The sequence below is a fragment of the Nocardioides scoriae genome, assembly GCF_900104965.1.
In the GTDB taxonomy this organism is placed as follows: Bacteria; Actinomycetota; Actinomycetes; order Propionibacteriales; family Nocardioidaceae; genus Marmoricola; species Marmoricola scoriae.
In genome coordinates this window covers 743,323-759,952 of record NZ_LT629757.1, presented here as the reverse complement: position 1 = coordinate 759,952, position 16,630 = coordinate 743,323, and the positions used below count along the sequence as shown (strand labels likewise).

The 16,630-nt window shown below is 70.6% G+C and carries 11 protein-coding genes; 1 reads left to right on the top strand and 10 read right to left on the bottom strand.

Features of this window, described 5'->3' with window-relative positions:
* Positions 1-7: 7 nt before the first annotated feature.
* The 6 genes from BLU55_RS03640 to BLU55_RS03615 form a co-directional block, all read right to left on the bottom strand.
* Positions 8-1,072 carry an ABC transporter permease gene (locus BLU55_RS03640; RefSeq protein ID WP_091726195.1) on the bottom strand — a complete coding sequence of 355 codons (1,065 nt, stop codon included), beginning with the start codon at positions 1,070-1,072 and terminating at the stop codon, positions 8-10.
* A gap of 58 nt (positions 1,073-1,130) precedes the next feature.
* Positions 1,131-2,690, bottom strand: coding sequence for an ABC transporter permease (locus BLU55_RS03635; protein ID WP_091726192.1), 1,560 nt, complete (start codon positions 2,688-2,690; stop codon positions 1,131-1,133).
* A 152-nt stretch (positions 2,691-2,842) separates the two neighbouring features.
* Complete coding sequence (locus BLU55_RS03630; RefSeq protein ID WP_197681081.1) at positions 2,843-4,681, bottom strand: ABC transporter family substrate-binding protein; 1,839 nt, start codon at positions 4,679-4,681, stop codon at positions 2,843-2,845.
* Between the two features lie 147 nt (positions 4,682-4,828).
* Entirely contained in the window at positions 4,829-6,634 is a 1,806-nt protein-coding gene (gene aspS, locus BLU55_RS03625) for an aspartate--tRNA ligase (RefSeq protein WP_091726186.1), read from the bottom strand.
* Positions 6,631-7,983 (bottom strand): histidine--tRNA ligase, encoded by a 1,353-nt coding sequence (gene hisS, locus BLU55_RS03620; protein ID WP_091726184.1) that lies wholly within the window; start codon positions 7,981-7,983, stop codon positions 6,631-6,633. Before hisS ends, aspS begins: the two co-directional genes overlap by 4 nt.
* Before the next feature lies 1 nt (position 7,984).
* A complete protein-coding gene (locus tag BLU55_RS03615) occupies positions 7,985-8,707 on the bottom strand; it encodes an MBL fold metallo-hydrolase (protein ID WP_091726181.1) in 723 nt (240 codons plus the stop codon).
* Between the two features lie 148 nt (positions 8,708-8,855).
* Between BLU55_RS03615 and BLU55_RS03610 the strand changes: the two genes are divergently transcribed.
* Positions 8,856-10,151: a DUF349 domain-containing protein gene (locus BLU55_RS03610; RefSeq protein WP_231917033.1), complete on the top strand. Its 1,296-nt coding sequence runs from the start codon at positions 8,856-8,858 to the stop codon at positions 10,149-10,151.
* Between the two features lie 329 nt (positions 10,152-10,480).
* Here the strand turns inward: BLU55_RS03610 and BLU55_RS03605 are convergent, their stop codons facing one another.
* The 4 genes from BLU55_RS03605 to secD form a co-directional block, all read right to left on the bottom strand.
* A complete protein-coding gene (locus BLU55_RS03605) occupies positions 10,481-12,892 on the bottom strand; it encodes a RelA/SpoT family protein (protein WP_172833857.1) in 2,412 nt (803 codons plus the stop codon).
* Positions 12,893-13,004: 112 nt separating this feature from the next.
* Positions 13,005-13,568 (bottom strand): adenine phosphoribosyltransferase, encoded by a 564-nt coding sequence (locus BLU55_RS03600; protein WP_231917032.1) that lies wholly within the window; start codon positions 13,566-13,568, stop codon positions 13,005-13,007.
* Complete coding sequence (gene secF / locus BLU55_RS03595; protein WP_091726176.1) at positions 13,565-14,836, bottom strand: protein translocase subunit SecF; 1,272 nt, start codon at positions 14,834-14,836, stop codon at positions 13,565-13,567. The genes BLU55_RS03600 and secF overlap by 4 nt, the downstream gene beginning before the upstream one ends.
* Positions 14,836-16,626 carry a protein translocase subunit SecD gene (gene secD, locus BLU55_RS03590; protein ID WP_091726174.1) on the bottom strand — a complete coding sequence of 597 codons (1,791 nt, stop codon included), beginning with the start codon at positions 16,624-16,626 and terminating at the stop codon, positions 14,836-14,838. The genes secF and secD overlap by 1 nt, the downstream gene beginning before the upstream one ends.
* Positions 16,627-16,630: the final 4 nt, after the last annotated feature.

The following is a 16,630-nucleotide window of genomic DNA, read 5'->3' as shown; positions in this document are numbered from 1 at the left end:
GTCGGGGTCACTGGACCGAGCCCGAGACGCTCGACTCGTCGCTGCGGGTGGCGGCCAGGCGCATCTTGCGCGCCGAGGGCACCCGCTTCTGGCGGGGGTCGAAGGCGTCGCGCAGGCCGTCGCCGATGAAGTTGACCGACAGCGCGATGATGATGATGAACAGGCCCGGCCACCAGAACAGGAACGGCCGGGTGGCGAAGGCCGACTGGTACTCGTCGATCATCGTGCCGAGCGAGACGTCGGGCGACTTGATGCCGAAGCCGAGGTAGCTCAGCGCCGTCTCGAGCAGCACGGCGGCCGAGGCCAGCAGCGTGGTGTTGACGATGATGACGCCCATCGCGTTGGGGATCATGTGCTTGCGCATGATCCGGAACGAGCTCGCGCCCGCCACCTTCGCGGCGTCGACGAACTCGCGCTCGCGGAGGCTGAGGAACTCCCCTCGCACCAGCCGCGCCAGCGTCGGCCAGCTGACGGCCCCCAGCGCGACGGCCAGGAAGAACGGGCCGGCGCCGCCGGCCAGCTTGCCGAGCACGGCGCCGATGACGATGACGGGGAAGGTGAGGAACAGGTCGGTCAGGCGCATCAGGCCCTGGTCGATGCCGCCGCGGAAGTAGCCCGAGAGCGCGCCGACGACCATGCCGAGCAGGGCGGCGAGCACGCTGATGACGACCATGACGTTGAGCGAGGTCTGGGTGCCCTTCATGACGCGGGCGAACACGTCGCGGCCGATCTCGTCCTGGCCGAACGGGTGGTCGCCGATCACGAAGCCCGAGCCGCCCAGCCAGGTGGGCATGTGCATCGTCGGCGCCCCGCCGTTGACGACCTCGCCGGGCGTGAAGTGGTTGAACTTCCACCAGCCCGGGATGCCGAGCACGCCGATCGAGGAGTAGGCCAGCAGCGCCACGAGCGCCAGGCTGACCAGCCCGACGAGCGCGCCCCGGTGGCGGAAGAACCGCCGGCGCACGATCTGGCCCTGCGAGAGGCCCTCGACCTCCTTGAGGGCGATGGCGTTCTCGTTGGTGTCCCCCGGGACGGGGTCCATGTGGTGCTGCGGCTCCAGGGGCGTGCTCATGCGGTCCCTCCTGCGGTGGGCGCGGCGTACGACGTGGCGCGGGTGCGGCTCGTGGACCTCATGCCGCCACCCGGATCCGGGGGTCGAGCACCGCGTAGATCAGGTCGGCCACCACGTTGGCGATGACCGCGAGGATGCCGACGATGATGATGTAGGCCATCACGGGGTACTGCTGGTTGTCCCCCAGCGAGACCACGAACAGCCGGCCCATGCCGAACCAGCCGAAGACCGTCTCGGTCAGCACGGCGCCGCCGAGCAGCGTGATGATGTCGATCGGGACGATCGAGGCCAGCGGCAGCAGGGCGTTGCGGAACGCGTGGCGCATGATCACGGTGCGCTCGGTGAGGCCCTTGGACCGCGCCGTGCGGATGTAGTCGGCGTTCATCACCTCGAGCATCGAGGCGCGCGAGTAGCGGGTGTAGGCCGCGAACGAGATCAGGATCAGCGTGGCCGTCGGCAGCATCAGGTGGGTCAGCACGTCGATGGTCTGGATCCAGAAGTCGCCGACCAGGTTGGGGGTGGCCCGGCCCAGGGTCGCGATCGGGCGGCCCTTGATGGCCTGGTTGGAGTTGTAGGCGCCCCAGCTCTGCAGCAGCCGGTCGACGAAGAGCATCATCGAGACCGGGACGGCCGTCAGGGCGGCGGTCCGCGCGGACTGGGCGCGGTCGGGACCGCCCCAGGCCAGCCCGATGCCGGCGCTCACGGCGAGGCCGACGAGGAACAGGCCGATCACCAGCGGCCAGCCGAGGATCCCGGCGCTGCGGGCGTAGATCCACACGTAGAGCATCGGCAGCCACAGCACGACGCCGAGCGCGGCCACCGACAGCGCGGAGTAGAGCGCGCGGCGGTTGCGCAGGCCGGTGGACAGGATCGTCATCACGAAGGCCCAGCCGACGGAGCTGACCGCGATCAGGGCGATCCCGATCGAGGGCGTCTTGAACCAGTTGCTGAGGTTGAGGTAGGTCAGCAGCGCCGCCGTGGCGACGGCCGCGATCGCGAAGTTGCGCAGCCGGCGGCGGCCCTGGCCGGCGAGGGCGGAGGAGACCACCAGGCCGGCGAACAGCGCCACCACGGCGACCACCGTCCAGGACAACCGTGGATCGGGCACCGCCAGGAAGTTGTTGAGGTCGATGGCCAGGAACACCTTGGCCAGCACCGCGACCCAGAACACGGGCAGCGAGTAGAGCAGGAACGACAGGAAGGTGATCGAGTAGTCGAAGCCGGAGTACTGGCGCAGCGCGCTCACGATGCCGACCATGACGCCGAGCACGATCGACAGCACGGTGGCCACGGCCACCAGCTGGATGGTGGTCGTGACGGCGCCCGACAGCAGCGAGGTGACCTGCTGGTTGGTGCGCCAGTTGGTGCCGAGGTCGCAGCTGCCGACGAGGCAGCCGGAGGCTCCCTTGAGCCAGTCGAGGTAGCGCAGGATCACGGGATCGTCGAGACGCAGCTGGGCGGTGCGGTTGGCGATCTGCTGGGCCTTGTTGACGGCCGTGCTGGTGCGGAGGTCCGCCAGCGGGTCGATCGCGATGTCGACCAGGACGTACATGATCAACGAGGAGACCAGCACGACGAGCAGCGACGAGACCAGCCGCTTGACGAAGAAGACAACCATGGGCAGCTATCACCTGACGTGGTCGGAGAGGTGCGGACACCCCACGTGGTGGGCACCGCCTGTCGACAGTACCCACCACGTGGGTCCGGGGAATGACCCGGATGGATCAGCTGACCGTGTCGGAGACCGGCGGTCAGGTGGTGATCAGGTGGTCAGCTCGCGCTGGGCACCTTCCAGTTCCAGAAGTTGTAGAACATGGTCGGCGACAGGATCGCCGGGTCGAGGTCGGTGACCCGGGTGCTGTTGGAGATGTTGGCCGACGGGAACTGGAAGATCGTGATGCCGATCGCGTCGTCGAACAGCAGCTTCTCGATCTCCGCCTGGATCTTGACCTGCTCGGTCTCGTCGGAGGTGAGGATGAGCTGGTCGAACAGCTTGTCCACCTCCTTGTTGCTGTAGCCGATCAGGTTGTTGATGCCACCGGTGCCGAAGGTCGCCTGGTCGGCGCTGACCGCGGGGGTGGTGGACTGCCAGCCGAAGAACACGGCGTCGTAGGTGCCGTCACCGAGCTTGGAGCCCCAGTCGGCGTTCTTGGCGTCGATCAGGTTGAACCCGGCCTCGGCGAGCGCCGGCTTCATCAGCTGGAACTCGTTGGCGCGGCGGACGTTGTCGGCGGCGTACATGACGCGGACGTCGATCGGGCCGTTGACGCCGGCCTCCTCGAGCAGCGACTTCGACCGCGCGGGGTCGACCTCGGAGTACTCGGAGGAGCCGTTCTGGGCGACGATCTCGTCGTAGCCCGGGGTGCCCTCGGTCTTGAGGAACGAGTTGCGGACCTGGGCGTCGGGGTTGATCGGCTTGATCAGCTTGTCGACGATCTCCTGGCGCGGGATGGCCGAGAGGAACGCCTGGCGGACCTTGAGGGCCTTCTGCTCGTCGCCGCCGTAGCTGGCGGGGTCGAAGGGGCCCTTGTTGTTGAGCACGGTGTCGATGTGCTCGTAGGTGCCCTCGACGCCGCTCTCGATGTCGACGTTGGGGATCTTCTCGGCGGCCTTGACGACGTCGGTGGTGGCCTGCGGCGAGAACATGTCGAGCTCGCCGTTCTCCAGCGCCTGCACCTGGGCCAGCGGGTCCTCGTTCCAGCGGACCGTCAGCTGGTCGATCGAGGCCTTGTGCTCACCCTTGAAGTCGGGGTTCTTCTTCAGCGTCAGGTACTGGTTCTCCTTGAAGTCCGTCAGCAGGTAGGCACCCGAGGAGAGCGCCAGGTCCTTGTCGTCGGGCATCTTGGTGTAGTCGTAGCCGGTGTTCCAGAACTGCGAGATCTTCGCCAGCTTGGCGTTGTCCTTGTCCTGGACGGCCTTGATGAACTCGTCCTTGGCGGCCTGCGGGTCGCTGGTGCCCAGCGCCTTCTCGGTCGTGATGTGCGCCGGGACGTTGACGCTCATGTCGTACTGCCAGTCGGCGAACGGCTTGTCGTACTCGAAGGTGATCGACTTGTTGTCGTCGCTGATCTCGGGGGTCTTGGTGACCAGGGCGAGACCGGGCGAGGAGGTGTCGAAGTAGACGGCGTCCTTCGGGGGCTTGGCCGCGCCGGTCGCCTCGTCGGTCTTCACCTTGTCGGCGTCGATGGTGTTGAGCGCGCCGCTGCCGGCCGCCCAGGCGAGCAGCATGTCGGCGGCGTCGACGGGCGTGCCGTCGGACCAGGCCGCGTCGTCGCTGATCGTGTACTTGACGACCAGCGGGTCCTCGCTGGTGGCCTCGTAGGTGCCGAACGAGGTGTTCTGCTGCAGGTTGCCCTCGGCGTCGACGTACCAGAAGCCGTCGTTCATCAGGTACTTGATGTTGGCGTTGGCGGTCGCGTTGCCGTTCGAGGTGTTCTCGTTGTACGAGTAGAAAGGCTGGTTCCAGCCGAGGTTCAGCGACGTCGGCTGGGCGTTGTCGCTGCCGCTCCCGCTGTCACCCTCGTCGGCGCTGGGCGCCGCGCACGCGGTCGCCATGACGCTCAGCGACGCGATCACCGCCCCGGTGGCAAACATCCGCTTGCTTCTCACGTGTTTCCTCCTCGATGCGACCCGCCACGAGCGGACCGGCAGAACATGGTCGGACGAGGGCTCGACCGACCCGGGAACAGTAGGCACACCGGAGCGCCCGGGTCAGCACCGTGACCCCGTTTGCGCGGGATCGTTACCAAGGCGCGACTATTCGGCGCCGGCTGCCTTCGGCGCGGCTTCTGCCTGCCGCGGCGCGTCCACACCGGCTTCCTTGCGCTGCTCGGGGGTGATCGGCGCGGGTGCTTGCGTCAGCGGGTCGTAGCCGCCGCCGCTCTTGGGGAAGGCGATGACGTCGCGGATCGAGTCGCTGCCCGCGAGCATCGCGCAGATCCGGTCCATGCCGACGGCGATGCCGCCGTGGGGCGGGGCGCCGAACTTGAAGGCGTCGAGGAGGAACCCGAACTTCTCCTGCGCCTGCTCCTCGCTCAGGCCCATCACCGCGAAGACCCGCTTCTGCACGTCCTCGCGGTGGATCCGGATGGAGCCGCCGCCGAGCTCGTTGCCGTTGCAGACGATGTCGTAGGCGTAGGCCAGCGCGCTGCCGGGGTCGGTGTCGAAGCTGTCCGCGAACTCCGGCTTGGGGCCGGTGAAGGCGTGGTGCACCGCGGTCCAGGCCCCCGAGCCGACGGCCACGTCGCCGCTGGCGACCGCGTCGGAGGCGGGCTCGAACATGGGGGCGTCGACCACCCAGGTGAAGGCGAAGGCGCTGGTGTCGATGAGGTCGCCGCGGCGACCGATCTCCAGGCGCGCCGCGCCCAGCAGGGCACGGCTCGGCTTGGGGGCGCCGGCGGCGAAGAAGATGCAGTCACCGGGGGCGGCGCCGACGTGGGCGGCGATCCCGGCCTTCTCCTCGTCGCTGATGTTCTTGGCGACCGGCCCGGTCAGCTCGCCGTCCTCCTTGACCAGCAGGTACGCCAGGCCGCGGGCACCTCGCTGCTTGGCCCACTCCTGCCAGGCGTCGAGCTGCTTGCGCGGCTGGCTGGCGCCCCCGGGCATCACGACGGCGCCGACGTAGTCGGACTGGAAGACCCGGAACGGCGTGGCGGCGAAGAAGTCGGTGCACTCGACCAGCTCCAGGCCCATCCGCAGGTCGGGCTTGTCGGAGCCGAAGCGGCGCATGGCCTCGGCGTACGTCATCCGCGGGATCGGGCGCGGGATCTCGACGTCGACCAGGCGCCACATGGCGGCCAGGACGTCCTCCATCAGCTCCATCACGTCGTCCTGCTCGACGAAGCTCATCTCGATGTCGAGCTGGGTGAACTCCGGCTGTCGGTCGGCGCGGAAGTCCTCGTCGCGGTAGCAGCGCGCGATCTGGTAGTAGCGCTCCATGCCGGCCACCATGAGCAGCTGCTTGAACAGCTGGGGGCTCTGCGGCAGGGCGTACCAGCTGCCGGGCTGCAGCCGGGCGGGCACCAGGAAGTCGCGGGCGCCCTCGGGGGTCGAGCGGGTCAGGGTCGGCGTCTCGACCTCGACGAAGGCGCGGGCGTCGAGGACGTCGCGCGCGGCCTTGTTGACCCTGCTGCGCAGGCGCAGCGCGGCGGCCGGCCCGCTGCGGCGCAGGTCGAGGTAGCGGTGGCGCAGCCGCGCCTCCTCGCCGACGGCCCCGCCGCTGTGCGTCGCCGCGTCGTCGATGGGGAACGGCAGGGTCGCGGCCTCGGACAGCACCTCGACGTCGGTCGCGATGACCTCGATCTCGCCCGTGGGCAGCTGGGGGTTCTGGTTGCCCTCGGGTCGCAGGGCGACCGTGCCGGTCACCTTGAGGCAGTACTCGTTGCGCAGCTGGTGGGCCACCGCCTCGTCGCGGATGACGACCTGGACGAAGCCGCTGGCCTCCCGCAGGTCGATGAAGGCCACTCCCCCGTGGTCGCGACGGCGCGCGACCCAGCCGGCGAGGACGACCTCGGTGTCGACGTGCTCGGCCCTGAGGCTGCCGGCGTCATGCGTGCGGATCACTGCTGCTCCTGTTCGTTGCTGCGGACGCGCGGGTGGAGGTCCTCCACGGGCGGTGTCCAGCTGGTGAGGTCGACCGGTGCCTGGTCGCCACTGCGGATGTCCTTGACCTGGTGCTCGGCCCCGTCGGTCCCGGGGAACAGCACGTAGGGGATGCCCCGTCGCTCGGCGTGGCGGATCTGCTTGCCGAACTTCGCCGCCGCGGGCGCGACCTCGCAGGGCACGCCGTTGGCGCGCAGCTGGTCGGCGAGGGCGTCGCTCTCGGCCCGGCGCTGCTCCTCGACGACGGCCACCAGGACGGCGCTGGGCACCGAGCGGTCGGCGACGACGACGTCGCGGGCGAGCAGCGGCACGAGCAGCCGGCTGACACCGAGCGAGATGCCGACGCCCGGGTAGGTCGTCCGGCCGTCCGTGGCCAGGGCGTCGTACCGCCCGCCGCTGCAGATCGAGCCGAGCGACTCGTGACCGTGCAGGCGGGTCTCGAAGACGGTGCCGGTGTAGTAGTCCAGGCCGCGGGCGATGGTGAGGTCGGCGACGATCTCGACCCGGTCGGTGACCAGCCCGGCGCAGCCCTCGACGACCGCAGCGAGCTCGGCCAGGCCCTCGTCGAGCAGCTCGTGCTCGACGCCGAGCTCGCGCACGCGCTGCACGAAGGAGGTGTCGGTGGTGGTGATCGCGGCCAGCGCCAGGCAGGCGTCGGCCTGCTCACCGGTGAGGCCGGCGTCGTCCTGCAGCAGGGCGTGGACCCGCTCCCGCGGCAGCTTGTCGAGCTTGTCGACCACCCGCATCACGGCCTCGACGTCGGGCGCGCCGAGGCCGGCGTAGAACCCCTGGATCAGCTTGCGGTTGTTGACCTGGAGCCGGAAGCCGGGCAGGAAGTCCAGCGAGCCGAGCGCAGCGAGCATCACGCGGGCCACCTCGACGTCGTGGTGGAAGGCCAGGGTGTCGCGGCCGATCACGTCGATGTCGGCCTGGGTGAACTCGCGGAAGCGCCCCTCCTGCGGCCGCTCCCCGCGCCACACCTTCTGGACCTGGTAGCGACGGAAGGGGAACTCCAGCTTGCCTGCGTGCTCGAGGACGTAGCGGGCGAAGGGCACCGTGAGGTCGAAGTGCAGGCCGAGGCCGGCGTCGGCACCCTCCTCGGCCGCCTGGAGCCGGCGCAGGACGTAGACCTCCTTGGAGGTCTCCCCCTTGCGCAGCAGCTGGTCCAGCGGCTCGACCGCGCGGGTCTCGAGGTTGGCGAAGCCGTGCATCTCGAAGGTGCGGGCCAGACGCGCCAGCACCTGCTGCTCGACGTGGCGCTGGGCGGGCAGCAGCTCGGGGAACCCGCTCAGCGGGGCGGTCCGGGCCACGTCACAGCCCCCGGGTGACGGGACGCGTCGCGTCGCCGTCGGCGACGTCGTCCAGCAGGTCCTGCAGGAACGGGTTGGTGGCGCGCTCGCGGGCGATGCTGGTCTGCTCGCCGTGGCCCGGCAGCACCACGACGTCGTCGGGCAGGGTGAGCACCTTCTCGCGCAGGCTGCGCAGCATCGTGGGGTGGTCGCCGCCGGGCAGGTCGGTGCGACCGATCGAGCCGGCGAACAGCAGGTCGCCCGAGAACATCACCTCGGAGACGTCGGCCTCGGCGTACGGCGTCCGGAACGTGACCGACCCCCGGGTGTGGCCCGGGGTGTGGTCGACGGAGAACGACAGCCCGGCCAGGTCGAGCACGCCACCGTCGGCCAGCTCCTCGACCGCGTCGGGCTCGGCGAACTCGTGCTTGCCGCCGAGCAGCATCGCGGCCGTCTCGCGGGACATGCCCGCCATCGGGTCGGCCAGCAGGTGCCGGTCGGCGGGGTGGATCCACGCGGTGGCGTCGTACGTGCCGGCGACCGGGGCGACGCACCACATGTGGTCGACGTGGCCGTGGGTGACCAGGACCGCGACCGGCTTGAGCCGGTGCTCGCGCACCACCTGGGCGACGCCGTCGGCGGCGTCCTTGCCCGGGTCGACGACGACGCACTCGCTGCCGGGGCCGGTCGCCGCGACGTAGCAGTTGGTGCCCCACGGTCCGGCCGGGAAGCCTGCGATCAGCACCTGTGAGTCTCCTGGGTCGGGGGGTGGCGGACCGCCCAAGCCTACTTGCCACGGTCCGTGCCCTGGTCATGGCTACGATTGCCCCGCCGGACGGTGCCCGCACCGTCCCCGGACAGCCACTGACGACGCAGGAGCAGGTGAGACCCACGTGACCGCGCAGGGCAACACTCCCCAGGCCGACGGTCCCGCACCGTCGCCGTCCCCCGCAGCCGAGAGCGCGCTGACCGTCGAGTGGGGCCGCGTCACCGCCGACGGGACCGTGTTCGTGCGGACGACCGACGGCGAGCGCGAGGTCGGCCAGTTCCCCGAGGGCACGCCCGAGGAGGCGCTGGCCTTCTTCACCAACCGCTACGACGCCCTCGCCTTCGAGGTCCACCTGCTCGAGCAGCGGATCCGCAACGGGGCGCTCAGCCCCGAGGAGGCGACCCAGTCGATCCAGCGCGCGGCCGAGCAGCTCGTCGAGCCCCGCGCGGTGGGAGACCTGGTCGGCCTCAGCGCCCGCCTCGACGCCCTGCGCCCCCTGCTCGGCGTCCAGCGCGAGCAGCGCCGCGAGGAGAAGAACCGTCGGCTCGAGGAGTCCCGCGGGCGCAAGCAGGAGATCGCCGTCGAGGCCGAGTCGATCTCCCAGGGCCAGGACTGGCGCAACGGCGTCAACCGGCTGCGCGACCTGCTGGAGGAGTGGAAGTCTCTGCCCCGGCTCGAGAAGCGCAAGGACGACGAGCTGTGGCACCGCTTCTCCGGCGCGCGCACGGCGTACACCCGGCGGCGCAAGGCGCACTTCTCCGAGCTCAACGAGAAGCGCGAGTCCGCACGCGTCGTGAAGGAGAAGCTCCTGAAGGAGGCCGAGGCGCTCAGCACCTCGACCGAGTGGGGCCCGACGTCGAGCCGCTACCGCAGCCTGATGCAGGACTGGAAGTCCGCCGGCCCGGCGCCGCGGGAGGTCGAGGAGGACCTGTGGCAGCGCTTCCGCGCCGCGCAGGACGTCTTCTTCGGTGCCCGTGACGCCGCCAACGCCGAGCAGGACCAGGAGTTCGCGGTCAACGCCGACAAGAAGCGCGAGCTGCTCACCGAGGCCGAGGCGCTGCTCCCGGTGAAGGACCTCGACGCCACCAAGCGCGCCTTCCGCGACCTGGCCGAGCGCTGGGACGCGGCCGGCAAGGTGCCGCGCGACCAGATCAAGACGCTCGAGGGCCGGATGCGCAAGGTCGAGCAGGCGATCCGCCAGGTCGAGGACGACCAGTGGAAGCGCAGCGACCCCGAGAAGTCCGCCCGTGCCGACGACATGCTCGGCCAGCTCGAGCGCGCCGTCGCCGGCCTCGAGGCCGACCTCGACCAGGCCCGCACCAGGGGCGACGACCGCCGCGTCAAGGACCTCGAGTCGCAGCTGGCCACCCGCCAGCAGTTCCTCGACATGGCCCGCCAGGCGGCATCCGACTTCTCCTGACGCTGGTCAGAGAGGCCGCCGAGCGGGCGTTTTCAGCACGCCCCGCGACGCCGACCGGGCAGTTGCAGCACGCCCCACGACGCCGACCGGGCAGGTGCAGCACGCTGTGTGACGCCGACCGGGCAGTTGCAGCACGCTCGTGGAGCCGACCTCGCTGCCACGGCGTACGACGATCGCCCGCTCGCCGCTCCACGGCGTACGACGATCGCCCGCTCGCCGCTCCACGGCGTACGACGATCGCCCGCTCGCCGCCCCACGGCGTACGACGATCGCCCGCTCGCCGCCCCACGGCGTACGACGATCGCCCGCTCGCCGGCTCGAGCCCGCGGTCAGTGCGTGACGCGGTAGGCGTCGAACACGCCGTCGACCTGGCGGACGGCCTTGAGGATGGCGCCGAGGTGCTTGGGGTCGCCCATCTCGAAGGAGAAGCGGCTCTTGGCGACACGGTCGCGGCTGGTGGACAGGCTGGCCGAGAGGATGTTCACGTGCTGGTCCGAGAGGACCATCGTGATGTCGGAGAGCAGGCGGGCGCGGTCGAGGGCCTCGACCATGATCTGCACCAGGAAGGTCGACTGGGCGGTCGGGGACCACTCGACGTCGACGAGCCGCTCGGGCTGGCTGAGCAGCGAGGTGGCGTTGGTGCAGTCGCGGCGGTGCACCGAGATGCCGTCGCCCCGGGTGACGAAGCCGAGGATCTCGTCGCCGGGCACCGGGGTGCAACATCGCGCGAGCTTGACCAGCACGTCGGTGACGCCCTTGACGACGATGCCGGAGTCCGACACCGACGAGGACGTACGCCGGGGCCGGGTGATCGTGACCGCCTCGGCGAGGTCCTCGGCCGCGCCGTCGTTGCCGCCGGACACCTCGATGACCTTGCGGACGACGGTCTGCGCGCCGAGGTTGCCCTCGCCGACCGCGGCGTACAGCGCGGAGACGTCGGGCAGCTTGAGCTCGTTGGCGACCTGGGTCAGCGACTCGTGGGTCATCACCCGCTTGAGGGGCAGGCCCTCCTTGCGCAGCAGCCGGCCGATCTGCTCCTTGCCGTGCTCGATGGCCTCCTCGCGCCGCTCCTTGGTGAACCAGTGGCGGATCTTGCTCTTGGCCCGCGGCGAGGTGACGAACTGCAGCCAGTCGCGCGAGGGGCCGGCGTTGGGCGACTTGGAGGTGAAGACCTCGACGACGTCGCCGTGCTCGAGCGCGGACTCCAGCGGCACCAGCCGGCCGTTGACCCGGGCACCGATGGTGTGGTGGCCGACCTCGGTGTGGATGGCGTAGGCGAAGTCCACGGGCGTCGAGCCGATCGGCAGCCCGATGACGTCGCCGCGCGGGGTGAAGACGAAGACCTCGGCGCTGTTGATCTCGAAGCGCAGCGAGTCGAGGAACTCCCCCGGGTCCTCGACCTCGTTCTGCCAGTCGAGGAGCTGTCGCAGCCACTGCAGGTCGGTGTCGTTGACGCTCTGGTCGGTGTCGACCCCGTTGCGGACGTCCTCCTTGTACTTCCAGTGCGCGGCGACGCCGTACTCCGCCCGGCGGTGCATCGCCACCGTGCGGATCTGCATCTCGACGGGCTTGCCGGAGGGGCCGATCACCGTGGTGTGCAGCGACTGGTACATGTTGAACTTCGGCATCGCGACGTAGTCCTTGAACCGCCCCGGCAACGGGTTCCAGCGGTTGTGCAGCACGCCCAGGACGCCGTAGCAGTCGGGGTCGGTGTCGACGAGGATCCGGATGCCCACCAGGTCGTAGATGTCGGAGAACTCCCGGCCCCCGTGGATCATCTTCTGGTAGATCGAGTAGTAGTGCTTGGGCCGACCGGTGACGCGGGCGTTGATCCTGGCCGACTTCAGGTCGCGGTCGACCTGGCTGGTCACCTCGGCGAGGAACTGGTCGCGCGACGGCGCCCGCTCGGCGACCAGGCGCACGATCTCGTCGTAGATCTTGGGGTGCATCGTGGCGAACGCGAGGTCCTCGAGCTCCCACTTGAGGGTGTTCATGCCCAGGCGGTGGGCCAGCGGCGCGTAGATCTCCAGCGTCTCGCGGCTCTTGCGCTCCTGGGTCTCCTGCTTGACGTAGCGCAGCGTGCGCATGTTGTGCAGCCGGTCGGCCAGCTTGATGACCAGGACGCGGATGTCCTTGCTCATCGCGACGATCATCTTGCGGATCGTCTCGGCCTGGGCGGAGTCGCCGTACTTCACCTTGTCGAGCTTGGTGACGCCGTCGACCAGCAGCGCGACCTCGTCGCCGAAGTCCTTGCGCAGCTGCTCCAGGGTGTACGGCGTGTCCTCGACGGTGTCGTGCAGGAGCGCGGCCACCAGGGTCGGCTCGGTCATGCCGATGTCGGCCAGGATCGTGGTGACCGCCAGCGGATGGGTGATGTAGGGGTCGCCGCTCTTGCGGTTCTGGCCCCGGTGGTGCTTCTCGGCGACGTCGTAGGCCCGCTCGAGCAGCGCCAGGTCGGCCTTGGGGTGGTTGGCCCTCACCGTGCGGAACAGCGGCTCCAGGACCGGGTTGCCCACCTGCTTGCTGGTGCCGATGCGGGCCAGGCGGGCGCGGACGCCGCGCCCCGACAGCACCGGCGGCCGGTCGGGGATGCGCTCGGGAGCGCGCTCGGGCTGGCGGTCGACCGGCGGCAGCGGGGCGAGCGGGCGCGGCCGGGCGGTCGTGGGCCGGGACACGTCCGCGGCACCGGTCTCGGCGGCGGGCTCGTCGGCGACGGCAGGCGCCACCTGGTCCTCGGCCATGGGGCTCCCTCCGCGCGGTGACAACCAGTCTCGCCCAGTCTAGGTCGCGACCGGTGCCCGGGGGTCCACACCACGGCCCGCCCCGTCCGCGGGCGTGGGCGGGTGGGCGGCGTCAGACGACGTGCAGGACGGTGAGCGGGAGGTCCCCGATCGCGGCGCGGCCCGGCAGGAAGCTCAGCTCCATCAGCACGGCGAGCCCGTGCAGGACGCCGCCGCCCTGCTGCACCAGCGTCGCGGTCGCCGCGGCCGTGCCGCCGGTGGCGAGCACGTCGTCGATGACCAGCACCCGGTCGCCCTCGGTGAGGGCGTCGGTGTGCATCTGCAGCGTCTCCTGGCCGTACTCCAGGTCGTAGTCGACCGAGCGCGTCTCCCACGGCAGCTTGCCGGGCTTGCGCACCGGCACGAAGCCGACGCCCAGCGCCAGCGCCACCGGGGCGGCGAGGATGAACCCGCGCGCCTCCATGCCCACGACCTTGTCGACGACGACCTGGCCCGACGCGTCGCGCCCGGCCGCGGCCAGCGCCTGCACCACCTGGGTGAAGGCCGCGTGGTCGTCGAGCAGCGGGGTGATGTCCTTGAAGGTCACCCCGGCCTTGGGGAAGTCCTCGACGTCGCGCACGAGGCCGTCGATGAGCGCCGACAGGTCGGCGGGCGCGGTGGTCACGGGGCGGCTCACTTCCCGCGCTTGGAGCGCGGCTGTCGGGTCGGCTGGGTGCGGCCCGAGGACCCGCCCTCGCGCAGGGGTGCCTTGGTGCCGGGGACGACGCGGCCGGAGCCGGACGCCTCGGGTCGACGCGGCGGCGCCGTGGGGCGCGCGCCGGACCGGCCGGTGCCCTCTCCCCCGTCGTCCGGGTCGCCCTCAGGACCGTCGGGGTCGGTGAGGACCGAGCCGGGCTCGTCCTGCAGGGGCATGTCGTCGCGGTACGTCGGGACCTCGGCGTACCGGTCGGCCCCGCGGCGCGACCGCGAGCGGGCCCGGGCGTCGGACTGGGCGATGGCCTTCTCGCCCTGCTTGAGGTGCACCGCCAGGGGCGTGGCGATGAAGATCGACGAGTAGGCGCCGGCGGCCATGCCGACGAACAGCGACAGCGCGAGATCCTTGAGCGCGCCGGATCCGAGCGAGAACACCCCGACGTAGAGGATCGCGCCGACGGGCAGCAGCGCCACGATCGAGGTGTTGATCGAGCGCACCAGGGTCTGGTTGACGGCCAGGTTGGCGAGCTGGGCGTAGGTGCGCTTGCTGCTCCGGGACTTCGCGACGTTCTCGCGCACCTTGTCGAAGACGACCACGGTGTCGTAGAGCGAGAAGCCGAGGATGGTCAGCAGGCCGGTGACGGTGGCGGGGGTGACCTCGAAGCCCGAGAGCGCGTAGACGCCGACCGTGATGACGATGTCGTGCGCCAGGGCCACGATGGCGGCGACCGACATCTTCCACTCGCGGAAGTAGGCCCAGATGAAGAGCACCACCAGCACCAGGAAGACGACCAGGCCGGTGAGCGCGCGCTGGGCGACCTGGGTGCCCCAGCTGGCCCCGACCTCCTGGGTGGAGATGTCGTCGCGGGCGTCGACGCCGACGGACTCGGCGATCGCGTTGCGGACCTCGGTGGCCTGGTCGGTGCTCAGCTCCTCGGTCTGCACCCGGATCGAGCGCTCGCCGGACGTGTTCACGATCGGCGAGGACGCTGCGTCCAGCCCGGTGTCGGCCACGGCGCCGCGGATCTTGTCGACGTTGTCCTGGGTGACCTGCGAGGTCGGCAGGTCGACCTGGTACTCGACGCCGCCCTCGAACTCGATGCCGAAGTTGATGCCGCGGACGAGCACGCCGCTGATCGCGATCAGCACGATCACGCCGGAGATGGCGTACCAGAGCCACTTGCGACCGACGAAGTCGATCGAGGTCTCGCCCTCGTAGAGCCTGTTGCCCAGGCGACTCATGCGTCCCATCAGGCCCTCCCTCCGGCCAGCCCGGTGCGGGCGGGCGCGTCGTCGACCCCGAGGGTCTCCCTGGACAGGCCGGAGAAGCGGGTGCCGCTGTTGAAGAAGCGGCGCTTCGCCAGCAAGGTCATCATCGGCTTGGTGAAGAAGAAGAACACCGCGATGTCGATGAGCGTGCTGATGCCGAGCGCGAACGCGAACCCGCGGACCACGCCGATGGCGAAGATGTAGAGCACCACGGCGGCCAGGATCGAGACGGCGTCGGCGGCCAGGCAGGTGCGCTTGGCCGAGGCCCAGCCGGTCTCCACGGCCACCCGCATCGACCTGCCGTCGCGCATCTCGTCGCGGATGCGCTCGAAGTAGACGATGAACGAGTCCGCGGTGATGCCGACACCCACGATGAGGCCGGCGATGCCGGGCAGGGTCAGGGTGAACCCGGCCGAGGCCGAGAGCACCAGCACGGCTCCGTAGGTGATCACGCCCGCCACGAGCAGCGAGGCGACCACGACGATGCCCAGGCCGCGGTAGTAGAGCAGGCAGTAGAGCATCACGATCAGCAGGCCGATGACCCCCGCGAGCACGCCTGCGGAGAGCTGGTTGCCGGCGAGCGAGGGGCCGATGGTCTCGACCGTCGGGGGCTGGGCGAAGCGGATCGGCAGTGCGCCGTACTTGAGCGAGTTGGCCAGCGAGCTCGCCTCGGCCTCGGTGAAGTCACCGGTGATCTGGGCGTTGCCGTCCAGGATCGGCTCGTTGACCGTGGGCGCGGAGAGCACGGTGCCGTCGAGCACGATGGCGAAGGTGCGGCCGGTGCCGGCCAGGGCCCGGGTGACCTCGCCGAAGGTGCCACGTCCCTCGCCCTTGAAGCCGAGCTGCACGGCGTAGCCGGTGCCGCCCGAGGGGATGCCGTAGTCGGCGGAGCGCAGCTGGGTGCCCTCGACGACGGCCTTGGACAGCAGGAACTTGTTGCCGTCCTCGTCGCACGCGATCAGCGGCTCGTCGGGGTCGTCGGCGGTGGGCTTGACGGACTCGCCGGCCGGAGGGCAGGTGAACTCCGAGAAGCGGGTCAGCCAGCGGACGCCGGGGTTGGTCGCCCACTCGAGGGGCTTGTCGACCGACGCGCCCTTCTCGGTGACCTGCGGCTGCTGCGCCTGCTCGCTGGGCTGGGCGCTCGGCTGGTCACTGGGCTGGTCACTGGGCTGGGAGCTGGGCGAGGCCGACCGGCTCGGGCTCGCGCTGGGCGAGTCGGACGGCTCGGCGAAGGGCGCCGGGCGCGGGTTGGGACTGGCCGAGCTGCCCTGGCCGACCGTCTCGGAGGGGCTGCTCGACGGGCTCGCGGCACCGCTGGGGCTCGGGGACCCGCTGGGAGAGCCGCTGGGCGACCCGCTGGGCGAGGCGCTGGGTGAGGCGCTGGGCGCGTCCGCGGCCCGACCGGGCACCGGGGCGCCGGCCACGACGCGGAAGCGCAGCTGCGCGGTGCGGGTGACCGCGTCGACGAGGTCGGAGCGGTTGTCGCCGGGGATCTCGACGATGATGTTGCGGTTGCCCTGGGTCGAGACCTCGGCCTCGGAGACACCGCTGCCGTTGACGCGGCTGTCGACGATGCCGGCGGCCTGCGCCAGCTTGGTCGAGGTGATGTCGTTGCCGATGGCCGACAGCGTGATGCGCGTGCCGCCCTCGAGGTCCAGCCCCAGGCGCGGCTTGGCGGTGCCGCCGAGGGCGGCGAGACCGAACAACACGGCGATGGTGAGGCCGAAGATGATCAGGGTCCGCGCGGGACGGGGCTGACGCTTGGTCGCCACGGGT